Genomic DNA, 17382 nt, shown 5'->3' on the forward strand with positions numbered 1-17382 from the left:
CTCTTCCCATTCCGAACAGAGAAGTTAAGCCCGCTTGCGCCGATGGTACTGCAATGCAATGTGGGAGAGTAGGTAACCGCCTTTTTTCACTTTAAGACTTGAATCCTCCGGAAGAGCAATCCTCCGGAGGATTTTTTTGCGTCTGTACGCATCGGGGATTTCCTTGGTCCTCATGCACGTCATGTATGTTTTCATCAGGCGATAATTGAATTGTCCGGACAATTACCAGATGGTTTTTGACCCCAGAAACAGGCGGAAGTGACTGAATTATAGACACTTCCGAATATGGGACCAGATGGTTGACGGTTTTTTTATAGTTTCAGGGCCCGAAAAAAATTCGGGAAAGGGCCGCCGCGCGCACCAACTGCACGGAGAAAAATTTCGCTCGCAACGAGAAATTTTTCTATCTCAAAGAAAAAACAACGGCCAATATGGGCCAAAAAAGAGGAGAAAGCCTTCTGTCTTCGGGCTCTCTCCTCTTCACTATACAAATATACAACATTTTTCGGCAAAAAGCAAATCGTATTAACATTTGAATACAATCCTTGAAATGTTAAAAAGACGCGATTTGCATCAGCAAGGCGCGGTCATGCTTTAATAGAGCGTTCGATGGGAGGTCTTGTTTTTAGTGGGATAGGTAGTATCCGTGACAAAGCAAATGTTGCAATGACAAACCTGACATATAACATCGCCCGTACGGCACAGGTATTCAAATACCATAGAAACTGGATAACCGCTTAAAATCTTTATGCTTAGTTGTTAATAATAATCAAAGCGATACTCTCTCCGAAAAATATCAATAGAGATACTTGCAATATTTGAAAAAGTTTCGCTTAATTTGCGGAAACAAAATCACATCAGCGGTAGCCATAATGAGGTTCTGACTTCTCGCTGAGCTTAAAGTGGATTTATAAACCCTCCCTAAAGACATACTTCTATGAAACATTCAAGGTTAAGTTTTATTTTCTGTTTTTTACTGTGCATCCTTGTATCCGCACCGTCCAAGTCGCAAAATACCATTCTCGGCGACAATGTAATGCGTTATTACAAGGCGGCAGTGCCAGTTACAAGGTCATCCTTTGAGGAAGACTTTCATGGCGATGAAGCCGCTGTAAAACAATTCTGGTCCGATGTGGAGGAATATCTCAACAAGGTTTACGTTCCGTTGGGATTTTGTTTTACCGTGAACAGGGATAGCAGACTTTTGCTGTCTTCGTATAACATTATAGATGAAAACTATATGAATGCTCCCAGTTACGGAACAGAACTTCTCGACGAACTTATCGGTCAGTCTTCGTACGATATAGGCATTTGGATTCTGCATCGTCCCGAGAATGAAAACAACAACGGCCTTTCTATACTGGAAGGGGCATACAAGAAGGACAGCAAGGCATCCGGATATGCCGCCCCTAATCCATGGATTGTGGCGCATGAAATAGCACACTTGTTTGGTGCCGGGCACACAGAGGATGCTTCGCTGATGGACGCAGGGGGAAATTTTCTCTCCCTGACTTCCATTATGCAGATACGCTCTTCATGTGTCAAGAATAACGCTGCCTACTACAGCGACCAGGACAAGAACACCCTTGTCGGTTCAGATTTGGGAGGAAACTATGTGTACGGACAGAAGGTATCCAATACAGCACCTGCATTTGGAAGCAACATGCCATATTCTGTCAGAATTCCCTTGGGAGCATGCCTTGCGTTGGATGTTCAGGCAGACGATGCAGAGAATAACAGGATTTCTTACGCTACTGTCAGCAATGATTTTACCCTGATGCCTCCGACCTTTAGTTCGCGATTGGATTTCCGACCCCAATACGTGGCGGATATCTTTTATGACGGTTATTATTATATAGTAAACAAGACCGACATCCATAACAAGGCAGCGGGCAGTTATTCCATGACACTCTCTATCAACGATATGCCCGACTCCGACATTCTTACGTGGCAGACTTTTATCGCTTCACCTTTCTACAGCAATTATACTACACGCCAGATAGGTGTGGATATTGTAGGAGGCGAACGCTTCTCGCTATCCCTCTCTCCAGACAAGCAGAACTATGTTCCTGGCGACAAGGTGCGTCTTTCATGGGGAGTAAATACCAGTTATTTTAATTCGGAAAGCAGACTGAGGATAACGCTCTCGACTGATTATGGAAAAACATTCAACCACATCCTTGCGGCCTCCGTTCCGGCCCTTGATGGCGAATGTGTGGTTGAGATGCCTGACTTGAAGATAGATAATCTTGACGTGGATTTTTCCACTGCAGTTTGTTCCGTCCGTGCAGGTATAATACGCATTGAGGAAATAGGCGGTGCGGCATACACACTTTCGTGCCTTACACCAGAGGGTGGTGGCGGCTTTCTTCTTTCCGGCAGTGGTATTCCATCATCCATCTCCATTCCAGGTGCCGGCAAATCGTCAGCAGATTGCATCTACGATGTCAGTGGACGAAAGGTTTCGGCAAAACGTGCTTCGTCACTGCCCCGAGGTATGTATATATGCAATGGAAAGAGGGTTCTCGTGAAGTAATGTTCCCAAGTAAGATGTGGGTTATGCTAAACCTATGTCCAAGCAGAATAGAAAACCTATCTTTCATTGACACTAATTTATAGAACCTACCTAAATATACCCAATGAGAACAAACCCTGTACTCACACCAAGCAAGGTGCGGTACATTTCTCACCTCGGCCATACGCCCAATATCGCTGAGCCACACGCCTTCAAGCAAGGTGCGGCACATTGTCTTGCAACCACCTGAGTAGCTACCCATTGTCGGGGAGTTGCGAAATGTTAAAGGGATTTGGATTATGGGGAGGACGCACGGATGCTAACCCAAAACTGTCGCTAAACGATATATGAAGAAAGGTATGTCTCTGATTCCTTTCACTTGTGCCCGGAAGCATTTGATTTTTGAGTTCAGTGATTCTGCTGAAGCATTTGTCTGACGTTCTATGTAGTAGTTCAGTATCTCGTCCTCATAGAATTTAATGGTTTCACGTACGGACTTGATCTCTCGCCGAGTGCATGCGGCAACTTTATCATACCACTCTCCCAGCTTCTCCTTTGCAGCTTCCTTTGTGAGTTTCTTGTTGCGGAATACGGATCTGAGTGAATTGATTAGGTTATATGCTTCCTCTAGTTTTGGATGCAGTTCAAAGAGAGTCTTCGCCCGTTTTTCCTGCGTCAGGCTCCATTTCTCCCGGCTCATGGACAATTGCCTGCGACACCGGGTTAATGCTTCAACGAGTGTTTCTCCGTTAGTAAGCCTTGGTGGTTCAAACCAAGAAGTCATGCCTCCTCGCCGAAACCATCGCTCACAGAGCCACTCATGTCTGGAGTGCGATTGTCGCGTTCATCAAGATAGATATGAAGCTCGGTTGTGTATAGGACTTCGGTGTCCTGTGTCGGAATCTCAGTGAAGTCTGTCACTTCAAAGTACTCAAGGATACCTGTAGGGAGAAAATATGAGGCAAGGCCTTCATACATATTTATGTTGCTGCTACGATTCATAGTGCAAAGGTACTAACTTTGGGGGCAATTATGTATCGTTTAGCAACAGTTTTGGGTTAGCGTCCGTACACCCTCCCCACAGGGTTTGTCGGTTGCGCCACTTTTCCGCCAACTTGTCTGGACGTCGGCACATTAACAGCAGGCAGCAGTGATGAAGAGCTTTCTTCCACTGCTGCCTGAACTGTTTTTTTTATGCTGCCTGAAGTGTTTTTATCCCAAACCGGTCATTGGAACTTGTCTGGATTTTGCTTTTTCAGAATAGTGGATTACTGTCCGTCCAATGTAATGTTTTGGGCGCAGTTTGGAGTACGAAATTTGCCCACTTGGGGCAATGTGCTTGCCCCAAGTGAGAAAGCTGCTTGCCCCACATGGGCACGGTGCTTGCCCATTTCCTGTAGTTTTTGTTATACTTTCCAATGATTATGGCTTGGCAATTTTCAAAGCAAAGAACAACTACCGGAGGAGTGTCAGTCTTGTGTAGCTTGCAATAGTTCTTCCATGCAAAAATAGTTTCTTTTGATAGTGTTTCGGCCAACTGAGGAAGTGAAACACGGCCAACTGAGGAAGTGAAACACGGCCAACTGAGGAAACGAATATCGGCCAACCGAGGAAGTGAAATGCAGCCAACTGAGGAAGTGAAACACGGCCAACTGAGGAAATAAAATACGGCCAACTGAGGAAATATGACAATAAATTCCTATCTTTGCATTCGATTTACACTATCTTGAAATATAAAGATGCATATTGTGATAACATAAAAACACGTTTGATGTTACCGTTCTTCATGCATTTTAATTATATGAATTCGTAATCAAATATCTGAGATATGGAATACAAACATAGAATTGCTGACCAGATGCTTGCTAAGAAACTGGCAAGCAAGGGGGCGGTTTTGATTGAAGGACCTAAATGGTGCGGAAAAACGACCACCGCAGAGCAACAAGCCCGCAGTATCCTGTATATGGACAATCCTGCCTCGCTGGAGACGAATCTGCAGATGGCAGAAATCGACGCTTCTGTCTTGCTGGATGGTGAAACTCCAAGGCTGATCGACGAGTGGCAGCTGGCACCAAAACTCTGGGACGCCATAAGATTTGAGGTTGACCATAGGCATGATGTCGGACAGTTTGTCTTGACAGGTTCTGCCGTTCCTGCCGAAGAAAAAGACATGCATCATTCTGGAACAGGAAGATTCAGCCGGCTTACCATGCGTCCCATGAGTCTGTATGAGTCGGGAGAATCAAACGGAAAGGTGAGCTTGGCACATTTGTTTGAGGCACCGGAAAAAATAATTGCCACTAACAAGTTGAAAATTGAAGACCTTGCCTTTCTTATCTGCCGTGGCGGCTGGCCTTTTGCATGCGGATTGCAGGATGAGGCTGCTTTGGCACAGGCTTTCGACTATGTGGATGCGGTTGTCAAGAAAGACGTTTCGCGGGTTGATGGCGTGAATCGTAATGCCACTACTACAAGGTTGCTCCTGCGGTCGTATGCCCGCAACCAAGGTTCGCAAGCTACTATCGGTACTATCGTGGCAGACATGCTGACAAATGATGAAAATGAAATCAGCGTCAAGACGGCAGGAAGCTACTTGGAAACGTTGCGGAAGATATTCGTTATCGAGGACTCTGAAGCGTGGAATCCGAACCTGCGCTCCAAAACCGCAATCCGAACTGCAAATACCCGATATTTCATTGACCCCTCTATAGGTACTGCGATATTGGGACTTGGTCCTAAGGATCTGATTAACGACCTCAATACGATGGGACTTTTCTTCGAGACTCTTTGTGTCAGAGACTTGAGAGTCTTTGCTGACGCTTTGGATGGAGAGGTATATCATTATAGGGACAAAAACGGATTGGAATGTGATGCTGTAGTGCATCTGCGAAACGGGAAATATGGTCTTGTGGAAGTGAAGCTCGGTGGCGACAAGCTCATCAACGAGGGAGCTACCAATCTTATTAGTCTTGCAGAAAAAATCAATACAGACAAGATGAATGTACCTTCATTCATGATGGTGCTGACGGGAACTGGCGACTTCGCATATCGAAGGAAAGACGGCGTGTATGTTGTGCCTGTCGGATGTCTGAAAGACTGACAATAATCACATGCAAGGTATAATGACCGATGGTGGGGTAAACGTTCTGATGACCGATTGGGGCCTTATAGACATACAATGCTATAATGCCTCCCGATACATTTTTCCGACATATATAGTGCTGATATATCCTTTTTTTCATATTTTTGCAGCGGCAATCCGCCCATACATTATTCTATGAAGCATAAAATACTATCAGCATTGATACTCCTGTGCTCTTCTCTCCATACCCTTTGGGCGCAGAAGAGTCTCATAAACTATGAGGACAGCCTCTTCAGCATCGACGACGTGGTGTGTGTGGGGGAGCGTCCCCACTATCTCACACCCAGCCAGACCATCTCGGGACCTACGCTGCAGAACCTCTCCACCACTTCTGTTGCCGACGCACTGAAATATTTCTCAGGCGTGCAGATAAAGGATTTCGGCGGACTGGGCGGACTGAAGACCGTAAACGTGCGCTCGCTCGGCTCGCAGCACGTGGGGGTGTATCTCGACGGCATCCGCATCACCAACGCACAGAACGGACAGGTGGACCTGGGCAGATATTCACTCTCCAATATGGAGTCGGTGTCGCTATACAACGCCAACAAGAACGAGCGCCTGCAGTCGGCAACCGAATATGCCTCGGCTGCCACAGTGTATATGCAGACCAGGAAACCCGACCGCACCACGCTGACAGCAGAATACGGCACGGGGTCGTTCGGACTGAACAAGGTGAAGGGGTATTTCTCGCTGAAAGACCGCCTCTTCGTGGATGCCGAATATCAGCATACCGACGGAAACTACAAGTTCCGCTTCCGCTCCCTCTCTGAAGACACCATCGGCAAGCGCCACAATTCAGACATCCGTTTCTACAGGCTCGAGGCGGCTGGATTCTACAAGGGGCTCGCCACCCACGTGTATTACTACAACTCGGAGCGCGGACTGCCCGGTCCCGTGATACGACGGCTCACCGACCAGTGGGACTCCACCGACCGGCAGTGGGACCAGAACTTCTTCGTGCAGTCGTCATACAAGAAACTGTGGGAGAACTTCGGACTGCGCACCAACCTGAAATACTCGTTCGACTATCTGCACTATCTGCAGGACCCATCTACCAACGCCGCCGCCATCTACTGCAACAACCACTACACGCAGCAGAGCGTCTACGCCTCTGTGGCAGGGTCGTACAACATGAAATACCTGTCGCTCACGGCGAGCACCGACATCACATGGAGCGACCTCAATACCGACGTGTATAAGTCGAGCTACGTATACCGCCTCGACTCCAAGAGCCTACTCTCAGCCATTCTCTCGTATAGAGGACTGGAGGTGAACCTCGCCATGCTCTATACCCACATACAAGACCACACCCGCGGCAACGCCTCGCCGCTAAGGAAGCTCACACCGATGTTCCTTGCCTCCTACAAGAGCGGGCCGTGGGTGGTGAGAGCCTTCAACAAGCGCATCTTCCGCGCCCCCACGCTCAACGACCTATACTACACCCTTGTGGGTAGCACCGACCTGAAGCCGGAATACACCACGCAGTGGGATGCCGGAGTGGACTATCGCGGCAGACATCTCCACTTTGCCATCGACGGATACTACAACGAGATAGAAGACAAGATAGTGGCGATACCGATGAAATGCCAGTTCAGATGGTCGATGGTGAACTTCGGCATGGTGAAGTCGCTCGGACTGTCGCTATCCGGAGGATACAGCAACGAATGGGGAAAATTCTCACTTGCCACAAACGCCAACTACACCTGTCAGAGCGACCGCGACTACAGTATGCCCTCCGACCCGGAATACAAGCACTACGTGCCATACAGTCCGCTGCATTCCGGTTCGCTCATCGTCGATCTCGGCTACGACTCATATTCGCTCTGCACCTCGTTCCTGTATACCGGTGAGCGCTTCGCCCTCATCTCAAACAATGCCGACGACCTGCTTGGCGATTGGTATACCGTGGACCTGAAGCTGAACAAGCGGTTCAGATTGAAAAACGGCATGGTGGTGCAGGCTACCGTGGAATGCAACAATCTGACCGACTCGCGCCACGAAGTGGTGAAGCGCTATCCCATGCCGGGACGTAACTGGAAGGCGACAGTGAAATTCGAACTCTGAGAAGTTCGCCAACTCTTGATGATATGAACAGACATTATATATATATACTGACGATAATGCTGACGGCAACGCTGCTCGCCGCCTGCTCGCTGGAGCCGGCAGACAGCGAGCCACCCGTAGCGCCCACGCAGACAGACGACAGAATCGTGGTTCTCTGCCAGGGACTGTGGGGACTCGACAACTCCACGCTGAGCTATATCGACGGCGGAACGGTGACAAACGGGTGGTTCAAGAAGAACAATCCCGGAATGCACCTCGGCGACACGGGCAACGACATACTGCAGGTGAACGACACGCTGATTGCCATATCGGTGAACTGGTCGAACATCATACAGTATATCTATCCCGACGGCAGGGCGATTGCCGCCACCGAAGACATACCAAACAACCGCCGCCTCGCCACCGACCGCCGCGGATATCTCTACTGCACCTCGTATGCCGACAACGGCTATGTGGCCAAGATTGACATCAGGACGAAGCAGATAGTAGACACCTGTCATGTGGGCTACGAGCCGGAGGGTGTGGCATACTATGACGGCAGGCTCTTCGTGGCAAACACCGGAGGATACGGCGGTCAGGCTGGTCATAAGTATGAGAGCACCGTCTCTGTGGTGGACGCCGCCACGATGTGCGAGATAAGGCGCATCGACACGGGGTGCATCAATCTCTTCGGCGACATGACGTGCTGCGGACAGTTTCTGTGTATCAATTCCGCCGGCGACAGTTATGACGTGGCGTCAAAGACCGTGGTGATGAACATGGCGGACGAGGAGTTCCGGGTGTTTGATTTCCCTGCCACATACTCCTGTGCCTACGGCAACCGCTTCTATCTGATAGGCAGCAGCTTCTCGTATGTCACCGGCGCCTACACCCTCACCACACACACCATCGGCCTGCCCTCGCTTGACGTGGCAGACGGGCTTGCCTCTTATGCCGCGGCAGCTCCGGAAATACTGAAGATGCAGGCGCCCTACGGCATTTTCATATCGCCATACTCGGCACACCTGTATGTCACCGATGCCCGGGGATATGCCACGAACGGCAGACTGTATGAATTCTCTCCCACAGGCGAGCTGATAGGGCGATACCCTCTGGAGGGGATAAATCCCGGCAAGTTGCTGTTTCTGAAGAAGTGAAGTGCTTGCTGAAACGGAAGCGGTGACTTGCAGAAATGTAAATCAGCGTTTATTGAAATAAAAGAACTTAAAACCACACAGATTATGAAGAAGTTGTTATTGGCATTTGCATTATGCGCTATGACGGCAGTTGCCGGCGCACAGACACAGAAGATCAGCGTATTGGAATACTGTCCGGCACCGGGACAGTTTGTCAACGTACTGCCCGAAGTGGAAGAGGGGATGACCCGCGAACAGGTATTGAAGGCTTGCGAGGAACAGTTGGCAAAGAAAGGATATCTCGTACACCTCGGTTCTTTCGGCGGATACATCACCGTGAAGTTCGACCATCCCGTGGAGAACAAGACCGGTTCTGACCTTCTCATCACCGGCAATGCCATGTATGCCGCCGACGACCCCGTGTATGGCAAGGAGACGATAGGCGGAAGCATTGAACCGGGAATAGTATATGTGGGAGTGGGCGACAATGTGGAGACGGCGGAATGGTATGAACTCGCAGGTTCGGAATATTTCACCGATGAATACAGCAGGATGAGGCTCACTTACTATAGACCGACGGCTGAGGAGGGCGACCACGCACTGCCGGGGTCGATGTATGATATGTATCTGAAATGCTCAGGACTGGTGACGGAAAGAAACGACTCATGTTGGGATTTCACGTACTATTATCCTAAGCTCGCTGCCCACAAGCAGACATACTGGCCTATGTGGGAGACTGCCGATGAGCTGACCTTCGAGGGCGGTCGCCTGCCGAATCCGGCCAAGAAATACGAGGTGGACGGCAGGGACTATTGGGTGCAATACCGCTATGCGGCTGACTCTTACGGATATGTGGACGCCTGTCCGGCTAACGACCCGAAATATTGTTCGTTCGACATCGACTGGGCTGTTGACAAGGATGGTCGTCCGGTGGCTCTCGACCACATCGACTTCGTGCGCGTGGCAACCGGCGTGTTGCAGTTTTGCGGTCTGATCGGCGAGACGTCCACTGAAATAGACACCTTCCAGGACCTGCATCTCGTGCCCGGCTACGATGACGCCCCTTATATCATCACGCCCCGTCCTAACCCCAACCAGCCCGTCGATGGCATCACCGCCCCTACATACAAGACCCGCCCCTCTGACACCTACTACAACCTCATGGGACAGAAAGTTGACCGGCTCGTCAGAGGCCAGATTTATATCCACAACGGCAAGAAAATGGTATTCTGACGATATTAGTCAGACAAAACATGTGTAGCTCATCAATCGGCAACCAAGATTCGTCAGTCAGTCAGACAGGTGTCGTTAGTCAATCGGCCAGTCAAGTGTATCTGTCCCTCCCCTTCGGGGGAGGTTAGGTGGGGGCTGGTGTCAATAGTCGGAGTTACTTATTCCTTCCCTTGGGGAAGGTCAGGATGGGTTTGAGGCTAGGTGGGGGCTATTGTCAATAGTCGAAGTAACTTATTCCTTCCCTTGGGGAAGGTTAGGATGGGTTTGAGGTTAGGTGGGGGCTATTGTCAATAGTCGGAGTAACTTATTCCTTCCCTTGGGGAAGGTCAGGATGGGTCAGAGGTTAGGTGGGGGTTGGTGTCAATATTCAAGTTAAAAAACTGCTGTCTTAATTTCTGTTGACCCATGTTAAGAATGTGCACAAAATGAGGGTTTTGTGCTGAAATGCTTGTGTATGTCAACAATTATTACTACTTTTGCATCCGAAATCAAGAAACGGCTTAACTGCTTACGTTTTGATCAAGCAAGTTTTGCCACAGTATTTAACTGGTGTCCAGGGTCAACGTTTTTTTTCTCTTATGTTTAAAGTTGACACCGCGGGATTAATGTTCATATATTGTTCAGTGTATTGACCAGAGTTGTTGTTGTGCCCAGTCAATACGGCCCAGATGCCAAAAACAAAAGGTTATGAATTTTTCAACAAAGAGTAGGATTTTATTAGTAGTATTATTATTCATGTGTCTTCCTTTGGCAGCGCTTGCCGGAGGCGACGAACAAACGACAGCAGATTTCGACTGGGAACCCGTGATGGAAGCGGTGATACAGGTGGAGAGCGGAGGCAACCCGAATGCCAGAAGCGGCAATTCGTGCGGAGCAATGCAGATAACTCCGATTTGCGTGGCACAGTGTAACATCATACTGAAGGCGCGCAAGAGCAAGAAGCGCTATTCGCTGAAAGACCGTTTCGATGTGGCTAAGTCGAAAGAGATGTTCCGACTCATTCAGTCGTTCTACAATGTAGAAAACAACATCGAGAAGGCAATCCGTTCATGGAACGGCGGTATGCGATACTCCATAAAGGGTACGCAGCGCTACTACGAGAAGGTGATGTCATATCTCAACAAAAAGCAGTAAGCTGTCACACCAACCGGCAGGAGGTCAACCCCCTCTATGGCCAGACAAAACAACAAGAGTTTTGGCAAATTATAAATAAGCAAGTCGCCAAGTCACGACCAACCACGGTCACGGCTTGGCGCCTTTTCGTTTCTTCTCGACTGATTTGGGGGACGATATAAGCCGATGGAAATTTGCAATGCATTTCATTTTTTATAGAAAATGTAAGGAGATTTGCAATGCATTTCATTTTTCGTGGATAACCCTAAGAAATTTGCAATACATTTCATTTTTGCAGTTAAATCTGAAGAAATTTGCAATGGAATGCAAATTTGTCGGCATAAATGGCTATATTTGCAATGGATTACATTTTTGGCGATATGATAGAACGAAAGCAATACATATCACTTCTTGAAAAATGGAAGAACAAGAAGGTGATAAAGATAGTTACAGGCATCCGCAGGTGTGGAAAATCGTCACTTCTGAAGATGTTCAGTGACAAGCTGCAGCAGGATGGAGTCAGGAAGGAACAGATACAGAGCGTTAATTTTGAAGACCTCGACAATGAACCTTTGCTTGACTACAAACGTCTTCACAGTCATATTAAAGAACGGCTGCTGCCAGACAGGATGAACTATCTGTTTTTCGATGAGATACAGTTGGTCGGCAATTTTCAGAAAACCATAGACAGTCTGTTTTTGCTCGACAACGTGGACATATACATCACAGGCTCCAATGCCTACTTGTTGTCTGGCGAAATTGCCACGTTGCTTACCGGAAGATATGTTGAAATAAAACTTTTCCCGTTCTCTTTCAGTGAATTCATAATGGCAAGCGGCAAGCCGCAGTCTCTTGAGCAGGCTTACAGACAGTATGTAGAATGCGGGTCGTTTCCGTATGTAACTCAGATATGCAATGACAAGGAGATGATGCGCGAATATCTGTCGGGACTATACAATACCATAGTGCTGAAAGACGTGGTGGGCAGGAAAAAGATAACCGACGTGATGATGCTGCAGAGCATCGTGAGATTCATAGCCGACAATATAGGCAACATCTCGGTAATAAAGCGCATCAGCGATACCTTGACGTCGCTCGGAAGGAAAATCACTTCACATACAGTGGAGAACTATATCTCGGCATTGACAGACAGCTATATTTTCTATCAAGCACAGAGATACGACACCAAGGGCAAGCAACTGCTGAAAACGGGAATGAAACTGTATTTGGCTGACATCGGACTGCGCAATGTAATAAATGGAACGAAGGGCGGCGACATGGGACATATTCTTGAAAACATTGTCTTTCTGGAACTTGCGCGACGCGGTGGGGAAATCTATGTGGGCAAGGCCGGAGAGGCGGAGATAGACTTCGTTGTAATCAATGGCAATGACAAGGCTTACTATCAGGTGGCGCTAAGCGTCAGAGATGAGGCTACGATGAACAGGGAGCTGGCACCGCTGAAGTCGTTGCCGGATTCTTTCCCAAAATATCTGCTCACGATGGACAATGACCCTGTTGCGCAGCACGATGGCATCAAGCAGATATACGTGCTGGACTGGCTGACTGAAAGGCCATAAAAAAACAATCACGCATCATGGAGGGAATTATCCTCACATGATGCGTGATTCTGTTTGTATTCTCTTCTGCCGCATGCGGAAGACTGCAAAGTAAAATATTACATTGAAACAGTCGTAAAATATTACATTGACGGCCTATTATATTATTTAACGGCCTTATGCCCGATTGTTGATGCGGCAGCAGGCGTCAGAACTGCTCCAGAATCTCGATGCGCTTCTGTGTGTCGGGGTGGGTGGAGAAGAGCGATGTGAAGAAGCCCATGCCCTTGCCGCCGCTCAGAGCCTGCGGATGCACGATGAACAGCTGTGCCACATCGTCGCGCTTCACCTTCTTCAGTCCAGGTCTGTCGCTGATCTTGCGCAGTGCCGAGGCAAGGGCAAGCGGATTGCCGCAGAGTTCAGCGCCGCCGGCATCAGCCATATATTCGCGTTTGCGACTGATGGCGAAGCGGGTGAGCAGGGCGAAGAAATAGGCTATGATGCCAAGGAAGATGGCAATCAGAAACACTAGTATAGCAGCGCCTCCGTTGTTGTTGTCGTCATCGTCGCTGCTGCTGCTGCTCGAACTGTCGCTGACAATCCAGAACAACGACCTTATGCTCACCTGTATTATCGTCGTGATGATTCCCACGAAGATGATGCTCGTGATGAGCAGACGGGTGTCGCGGTTGCGGATATGCGTCAGCTCGTGGGCTATCACGCCGGCCAGTTCGTCGTCGTTGAGCACCTTCAGCAGTCCGGTGGTCACCGTCACAGTGTAGCTCTTCCTGTCTATTCCGCTGGCAAAGGCGTTGAGCTGCGGGTCGTCCACCACGTTTATCTTCGGCATGTCCATTCCCGCCGTCATCGTCAGATTCTCCACGATGTTATACACCCTGGGGTTTTCGCGGCGCTCCAGAGTCTTGGCTCCCGTTGCCGCTTTCACCATCGACGCGTTGAAGAAATATGCTATCACGAACCACACGCTCACGGTGCCCACTACCCAAGGCAGCGAGTCGATGAACGCTCCGTTCACCCATGTCCAGTTCACGTTGCCCCCAACCTGTTCGGCATTGCCGTCCAATGCGACGCCGCAAAGGCTCAGCAGCACGTAGAACAGCCACACCATGAGGAGCGTGAGAGCCGGAAAAGACAGCAGCAGCATTATAGTCAGTTTGTTGTTGCGGCTGACTTGGGTATACATTCCTACGTATTTCATAATCAAGAGTTTATATCCTCCGCCCGGCTGCCTATGGTGGCTGCCGCGACGGGGGAAAAGTTAGAAATCGGAGTCTTAGTCCAGACTCCCATGCTTGTCAGCGGGTTTTCACCCGAATTGATATGCTGGCCGCGGCTTAGAATTTGATTTCCGGAGCCTTCTCCACTGCGGCGCGGCTCTCCTGCGGAATCTCGAACATAGGCTGGCGGGAGAATCCGAACATCTTGGCGAAGAGGTTGCTTGGGAAAGTCTCCACGGCATTGTTGAGCTCACGTGTGGCAGAGTTGAAGAAGCGGCGAACGGCAGCGAGCTTGTTCTCGATGTCGGCAATCTCCTCCTGCAGCTGGATGAAGTTCTGGTTAGCCTTCAGGTCTGGGTAAGCCTCAAGCGAAACCTTGAGACCGGCGAGTGCGCTTGTCATCATGTTGTCAGCCTTCACCTTGTCGTTTATGGTCTGTGCTCCCATTGATGCGGCACGGGCGTCGGTCACGCGCTGCAGCGTCTCCTTCTCGTGAGTGGCATATCCCTTCACCGTAGCCACGAGCTGTGGGATGAGGTCGCAGCGCTGCTTGAGCTGCACGTCGATGTTTGCGAAAGCGTTCTCACGGTTGTTGCGCAGTTTCACGAGTCTGTTGTAGATTGACACGAGCCATATCGCCAGGATTGCGACGATAATGATGATCACGATTGTTGTTGTCATAATGTTTAGGTTTTTTTAGTGCCTTCTCCCGTCGCTTGCCGCGCCGGGATCGTCGGCGTTGTTAATAATGTGATATTTTCTTTCTCTGTTCTTTATGCGTTTCTGTCTCTTTTCCCATATTGACGCAGGAACTGACAGGAATACTACAAAAATAAGACCTTTTCTTGTTTTGTCACGTCTGATTTAAGTTTTGTTTTGCTTTATGTTCATTTTTTTTGTCACTTTGCCGTTCCTTTTCTGCCTTCCAAAGCCTCATTGCTGCATGGCGCAGTAATCATTCTGCCCAGCATAGTTCTTGTTCTGTTGCAAAGGTAGCCAATAATCGTGAGACCATAACTTGCAAATCCTCTCAAAAAACTTGCAAATCCTCTCAAATATCATGTTTTCCCTCTCGTTTCCAATAATATTACATGAAATGTTACACCTCGTAGAATGTTACACCCCTCACTGCCTATATTTCCAAAAAGTGCGCTATACAAACTGCTAACGGCATATTCTATGCGTATATAAGCTTACGTTAGCACGATAGGCAGATACTGATGTTCGCTCTAAGTTTGAAGAAGAATGCAATGCAGTTGAATAAACGTTAAACTATCAAGGAGGCGATTCATCTAAGTTTAAAGATTGATTTTAGCTTTGCAGCTTCCTTCGTAAGTTTCTCAGGGTTTTGCTTCGCCAATTTTGCCAGGTTGAAGAGCTTCCATTTTACCGAGGGGTAATTCCGCATGTAGGCGAACTCGTAGCCTTCCCATTCCGGTTTGCCCTGTTCAAAGCTTACGAGGAAGTTCTTGTCAGCTTCTGACATCATACCATTCACATCATCTATCAGTTTGGTGCGTGTTTCTTCAAATTCAGCATAAGTGAAAGGGATGTCGGTCATTCCGTCAAACTGGTTGGCCATGGCCTCGCTTTGGTCAATCAGTCTTGGAGCAAAGGACTCGTGGATTGGACGGTCGCTGCCAAGCAGACAGAATATCAGGCCTTCGCGACAATCGGCCAAGGGAATGTCCATATACTTCACGTCAAATAAGTCGCGAGGATGTTGGCGAGAGAGTGCGGCTGCAATCTTGCCTCCATAAAGCTGGGTAAGTGGAACGATATTGGCCTCACAATAGAGTCCAAACTCATTCTGTGCCTTCTCGCTTAATGGCACAGTGATGTTCTCCCCGCCCACTAGTCCACGCTTAGTCTGATTTACTTCTACTTTTACCTGTTTGCCCCGCCACTCGCAAAGCAACTTGCTGGTGTTGTAGTTGGGCTTTATGTGCATACCCTTGAAAGCCTTCTTTGCTTTCTCGCAAATAGATGCCAGATGAAGGTTAATATCATCTAGGCTCTGCTTCCGGTCAGCCAACGGAATATAGGTGAGGTCTATATCGACCGAGTATCTGGGCAAGTCTTTCAAGAAGAGATTTATGGCGGTGCCGCCATGGACTGCAAATACACCTTCCTCCATGACGATGGGCATAATGCGAAGTAGCAACTCCACCTTTTGGGCATAAACTCTGCCGGTTAAATAGTTCTCATTCATACTCTGCAAGATCTTTAGGAATGGTCATATTATATTTCGCTATATACTTACCTGTCGGCACCACCATGTATCGGGCTGTGCCCAATTGTATATTGTCAAATTTCAGAGCCTTGAACCACGGATGTCCGGCTTTCTCTGCCATATAGACAAAGAGTCGCTTAACCTTTTGCGAGGAGCACGTTTCAAGCAACGATTGCACCAGCCTGGGCCGAAGCGTAGTCATACTCTCCATTATATAATATAGATCTAATAGCGAGGAGGCAGCCTCCGGCAGGTGGAGACATTCCAGAAAGGCACGCTCTGGTGATGATACCAAAAGGATATCACCTTCAAAGGTCATGGTCTCCACGCCAAGCAGGTCATCCCCCAGAAAAGAAGTAGTCATATACTTCACTGTCATATCCCAATCATGCGACAATATCCATGAGGGAAGCTTATTCGTTCTTCCGGTAAAAAGATAAGCTTGTGGCTTGCCCAATGACAGATAATGGGAATAACCACGCAGCTCGAGGGCGGTGTAAGCACCAACGATGCATCGTTTCGACAACTGGTTATTATAGGCGGATATGGCATGGAGCAGTTTGGGTGCAGTGCCGTTCAAGACATACACCCCTTTGGATATGCGGTTAAGCCATCCGCTCTTCATGTAGGCATGTTGCCCCTTGGCATCCAGTCCCTGCCGTGTGAGCCAGTCGCCAAACATGAAGCCCGTATTTGGATTGGACTCCATTATTTTCTGTATTTTTGTTGCCATCTTCTCTGATATTACGAATTTGACGATAATTTTTATGCAAAATTACACATTTATCTTGATTGACCAAATGTCTCGCCAATAAAGTACTGAATTTTTCTTGATATTGTGCGCCGTCTTCGCTTTCTTTGCGAATATGAAGTGCAAAAACCAGCAAAGACACCTTATAAAGACATGAGACTGCAAGCGGTTATAAAATCATCACATAAGACGGGCTAATAACCTTTTTGGGGCTTAATTCTGTATTTTTCAGCTGTCTGAAGTCGAACGCATTTCGTCTTCTTCATTATTCCCTTTGAGCCCGGTATAATCGTTGATATAAAGAAATCAAGCACATGTGATTGCGGCAGATATGAGGTTTCAGATTACTTTTTGGCCTGAAATCAATAAATAATGCGTAATAATCTCGTTTAATCAGTTTTTTGCATTATCTTTGTACA

General features: G+C 48.3%; 13 protein-coding genes and 1 rRNA gene. 8 read left to right on the top strand and 6 right to left on the bottom strand.

Annotated features, from left to right (window positions below; all coding sequences use genetic code 11):
• Together rrf and ST42_RS01655 are read left to right on the top strand one after the other, a co-directional pair.
• Positions 1-85: ribosomal RNA gene (rrf, locus tag ST42_RS13060) — 5S ribosomal RNA — on the top strand; the annotation flags it as partial.
• Positions 86-1036: 951 nt separating this feature from the next.
• Positions 1037-2536, top strand: coding sequence for a reprolysin-like metallopeptidase (locus tag ST42_RS01655; RefSeq protein WP_044072045.1), 1500 nt, complete (start codon positions 1037-1039; stop codon positions 2534-2536).
• Positions 2537-2834: 298 nt separating this feature from the next.
• Here the strand turns inward: ST42_RS01655 and ST42_RS01660 are convergent, their stop codons facing one another.
• Both ST42_RS01660 and ST42_RS01665 read right to left on the bottom strand, forming a co-directional pair.
• Positions 2835-3299: a transposase gene (locus ST42_RS01660; RefSeq protein ID WP_231556863.1), complete on the bottom strand. Its 465-nt coding sequence runs from the start codon at positions 3297-3299 to the stop codon at positions 2835-2837.
• Positions 3296-3517 carry a hypothetical protein gene (locus ST42_RS01665; RefSeq protein ID WP_197068897.1) on the bottom strand — a complete coding sequence of 74 codons (222 nt, stop codon included), beginning with the start codon at positions 3515-3517 and terminating at the stop codon, positions 3296-3298. Before ST42_RS01665 ends, ST42_RS01660 begins: the two co-directional genes overlap by 4 nt.
• A gap of 826 nt (positions 3518-4343) precedes the next feature.
• On the opposite strand from ST42_RS01665, the gene ST42_RS01675 reads away from it, so the two are divergent.
• The 6 genes from ST42_RS01675 to ST42_RS01700 all read left to right on the top strand — a co-directional run bounded on the left by ST42_RS01675 (position 4344) and on the right by ST42_RS01700 (position 12762).
• Complete coding sequence (locus ST42_RS01675; protein WP_044072050.1) at positions 4344-5615, top strand: ATP-binding protein; 1272 nt, start codon at positions 4344-4346, stop codon at positions 5613-5615.
• Positions 5616-5792: 177 nt separating this feature from the next.
• A complete protein-coding gene (locus ST42_RS01680; RefSeq protein WP_044072051.1) occupies positions 5793-7721 on the top strand; it encodes a TonB-dependent receptor plug domain-containing protein in 1929 nt (642 codons plus the stop codon).
• Positions 7722-7744: 23 nt separating this feature from the next.
• Entirely contained in the window at positions 7745-8857 is a 1113-nt protein-coding gene (locus ST42_RS01685) for a YncE family protein (RefSeq protein ID WP_044072052.1), read from the top strand.
• An 84-nt stretch (positions 8858-8941) separates the two neighbouring features.
• Positions 8942-10069: a hypothetical protein gene (locus tag ST42_RS01690; RefSeq protein ID WP_156139269.1), complete on the top strand. Its 1128-nt coding sequence runs from the start codon at positions 8942-8944 to the stop codon at positions 10067-10069.
• A gap of 735 nt (positions 10070-10804) precedes the next feature.
• A complete protein-coding gene (locus tag ST42_RS01695; RefSeq protein WP_044065428.1) occupies positions 10805-11203 on the top strand; it encodes a lytic transglycosylase domain-containing protein in 399 nt (132 codons plus the stop codon).
• Positions 11204-11562: 359 nt separating this feature from the next.
• Positions 11563-12762 carry an ATP-binding protein gene (locus tag ST42_RS01700; protein WP_044065443.1) on the top strand — a complete coding sequence of 400 codons (1200 nt, stop codon included), beginning with the start codon at positions 11563-11565 and terminating at the stop codon, positions 12760-12762.
• Between the two features lie 187 nt (positions 12763-12949).
• Here the strand turns inward: ST42_RS01700 and ST42_RS01705 are convergent, their stop codons facing one another.
• The 4 genes from ST42_RS01705 to ST42_RS01720 all read right to left on the bottom strand — a co-directional run bounded on the left by ST42_RS01705 (position 12950) and on the right by ST42_RS01720 (position 16945).
• Positions 12950-13960 (bottom strand): M48 family metallopeptidase, encoded by a 1011-nt coding sequence (locus ST42_RS01705; RefSeq protein ID WP_044072053.1) that lies wholly within the window; start codon positions 13958-13960, stop codon positions 12950-12952.
• Positions 13961-14096: 136 nt separating this feature from the next.
• Positions 14097-14660: a LemA family protein gene (locus ST42_RS01710; protein WP_022316876.1), complete on the bottom strand. Its 564-nt coding sequence runs from the start codon at positions 14658-14660 to the stop codon at positions 14097-14099.
• Between the two features lie 607 nt (positions 14661-15267).
• Positions 15268-16191, bottom strand: coding sequence for a nucleotidyl transferase AbiEii/AbiGii toxin family protein (locus ST42_RS01715; protein ID WP_044065425.1), 924 nt, complete (start codon positions 16189-16191; stop codon positions 15268-15270).
• Positions 16184-16945, bottom strand: a complete 762-nt coding sequence (locus ST42_RS01720; protein ID WP_044065424.1) for a type IV toxin-antitoxin system AbiEi family antitoxin — start codon at positions 16943-16945, stop codon at positions 16184-16186. Before ST42_RS01720 ends, ST42_RS01715 begins: the two co-directional genes overlap by 8 nt.
• Positions 16946-17382 lie beyond the last annotated feature (437 nt).

Origin of the sequence: Prevotella pectinovora (assembly GCF_000834015.1) — a bacterium.
Lineage (GTDB): Bacteria > Bacteroidota > Bacteroidia > Bacteroidales > Bacteroidaceae > Prevotella > Prevotella pectinovora.

Excerpts from the sequence above, each read along its gene's own strand:
- ST42_RS01655 (WP_044072045.1), top strand. The coding sequence starts at position 1,037 with ATGCGTTATTACAAGGCGGCAGTGCCAGTTACAAGGTCATCCTTTGAG.
- ST42_RS01660 (WP_231556863.1), bottom strand. The coding sequence starts at position 3,299 with ATGACTTCTTGGTTTGAACCACCAAGGCTTACTAACGGAGAAACACTC.
- ST42_RS01665 (WP_197068897.1), bottom strand. The coding sequence starts at position 3,517 with ATGAATCGTAGCAGCAACATAAATATGTATGAAGGCCTTGCCTCATAT.
- ST42_RS01675 (WP_044072050.1), top strand. The coding sequence starts at position 4,344 with ATGGAATACAAACATAGAATTGCTGACCAGATGCTTGCTAAGAAACTG.
- ST42_RS01680 (WP_044072051.1), top strand. The coding sequence starts at position 5,793 with ATGAAGCATAAAATACTATCAGCATTGATACTCCTGTGCTCTTCTCTC.
- ST42_RS01685 (WP_044072052.1), top strand. The coding sequence starts at position 7,745 with ATGAACAGACATTATATATATATACTGACGATAATGCTGACGGCAACG.
- ST42_RS01690 (WP_156139269.1), top strand. The coding sequence starts at position 8,942 with ATGAAGAAGTTGTTATTGGCATTTGCATTATGCGCTATGACGGCAGTT.
- ST42_RS01695 (WP_044065428.1), top strand. The coding sequence starts at position 10,805 with ATGTGTCTTCCTTTGGCAGCGCTTGCCGGAGGCGACGAACAAACGACA.
- ST42_RS01700 (WP_044065443.1), top strand. The coding sequence starts at position 11,563 with ATGATAGAACGAAAGCAATACATATCACTTCTTGAAAAATGGAAGAAC.
- ST42_RS01705 (WP_044072053.1), bottom strand. The coding sequence starts at position 13,960 with ATGAAATACGTAGGAATGTATACCCAAGTCAGCCGCAACAACAAACTG.
- ST42_RS01710 (WP_022316876.1), bottom strand. The coding sequence starts at position 14,660 with ATGACAACAACAATCGTGATCATCATTATCGTCGCAATCCTGGCGATA.
- ST42_RS01715 (WP_044065425.1), bottom strand. The coding sequence starts at position 16,191 with ATGAATGAGAACTATTTAACCGGCAGAGTTTATGCCCAAAAGGTGGAG.
- ST42_RS01720 (WP_044065424.1), bottom strand. The coding sequence starts at position 16,945 with ATGGCAACAAAAATACAGAAAATAATGGAGTCCAATCCAAATACGGGC.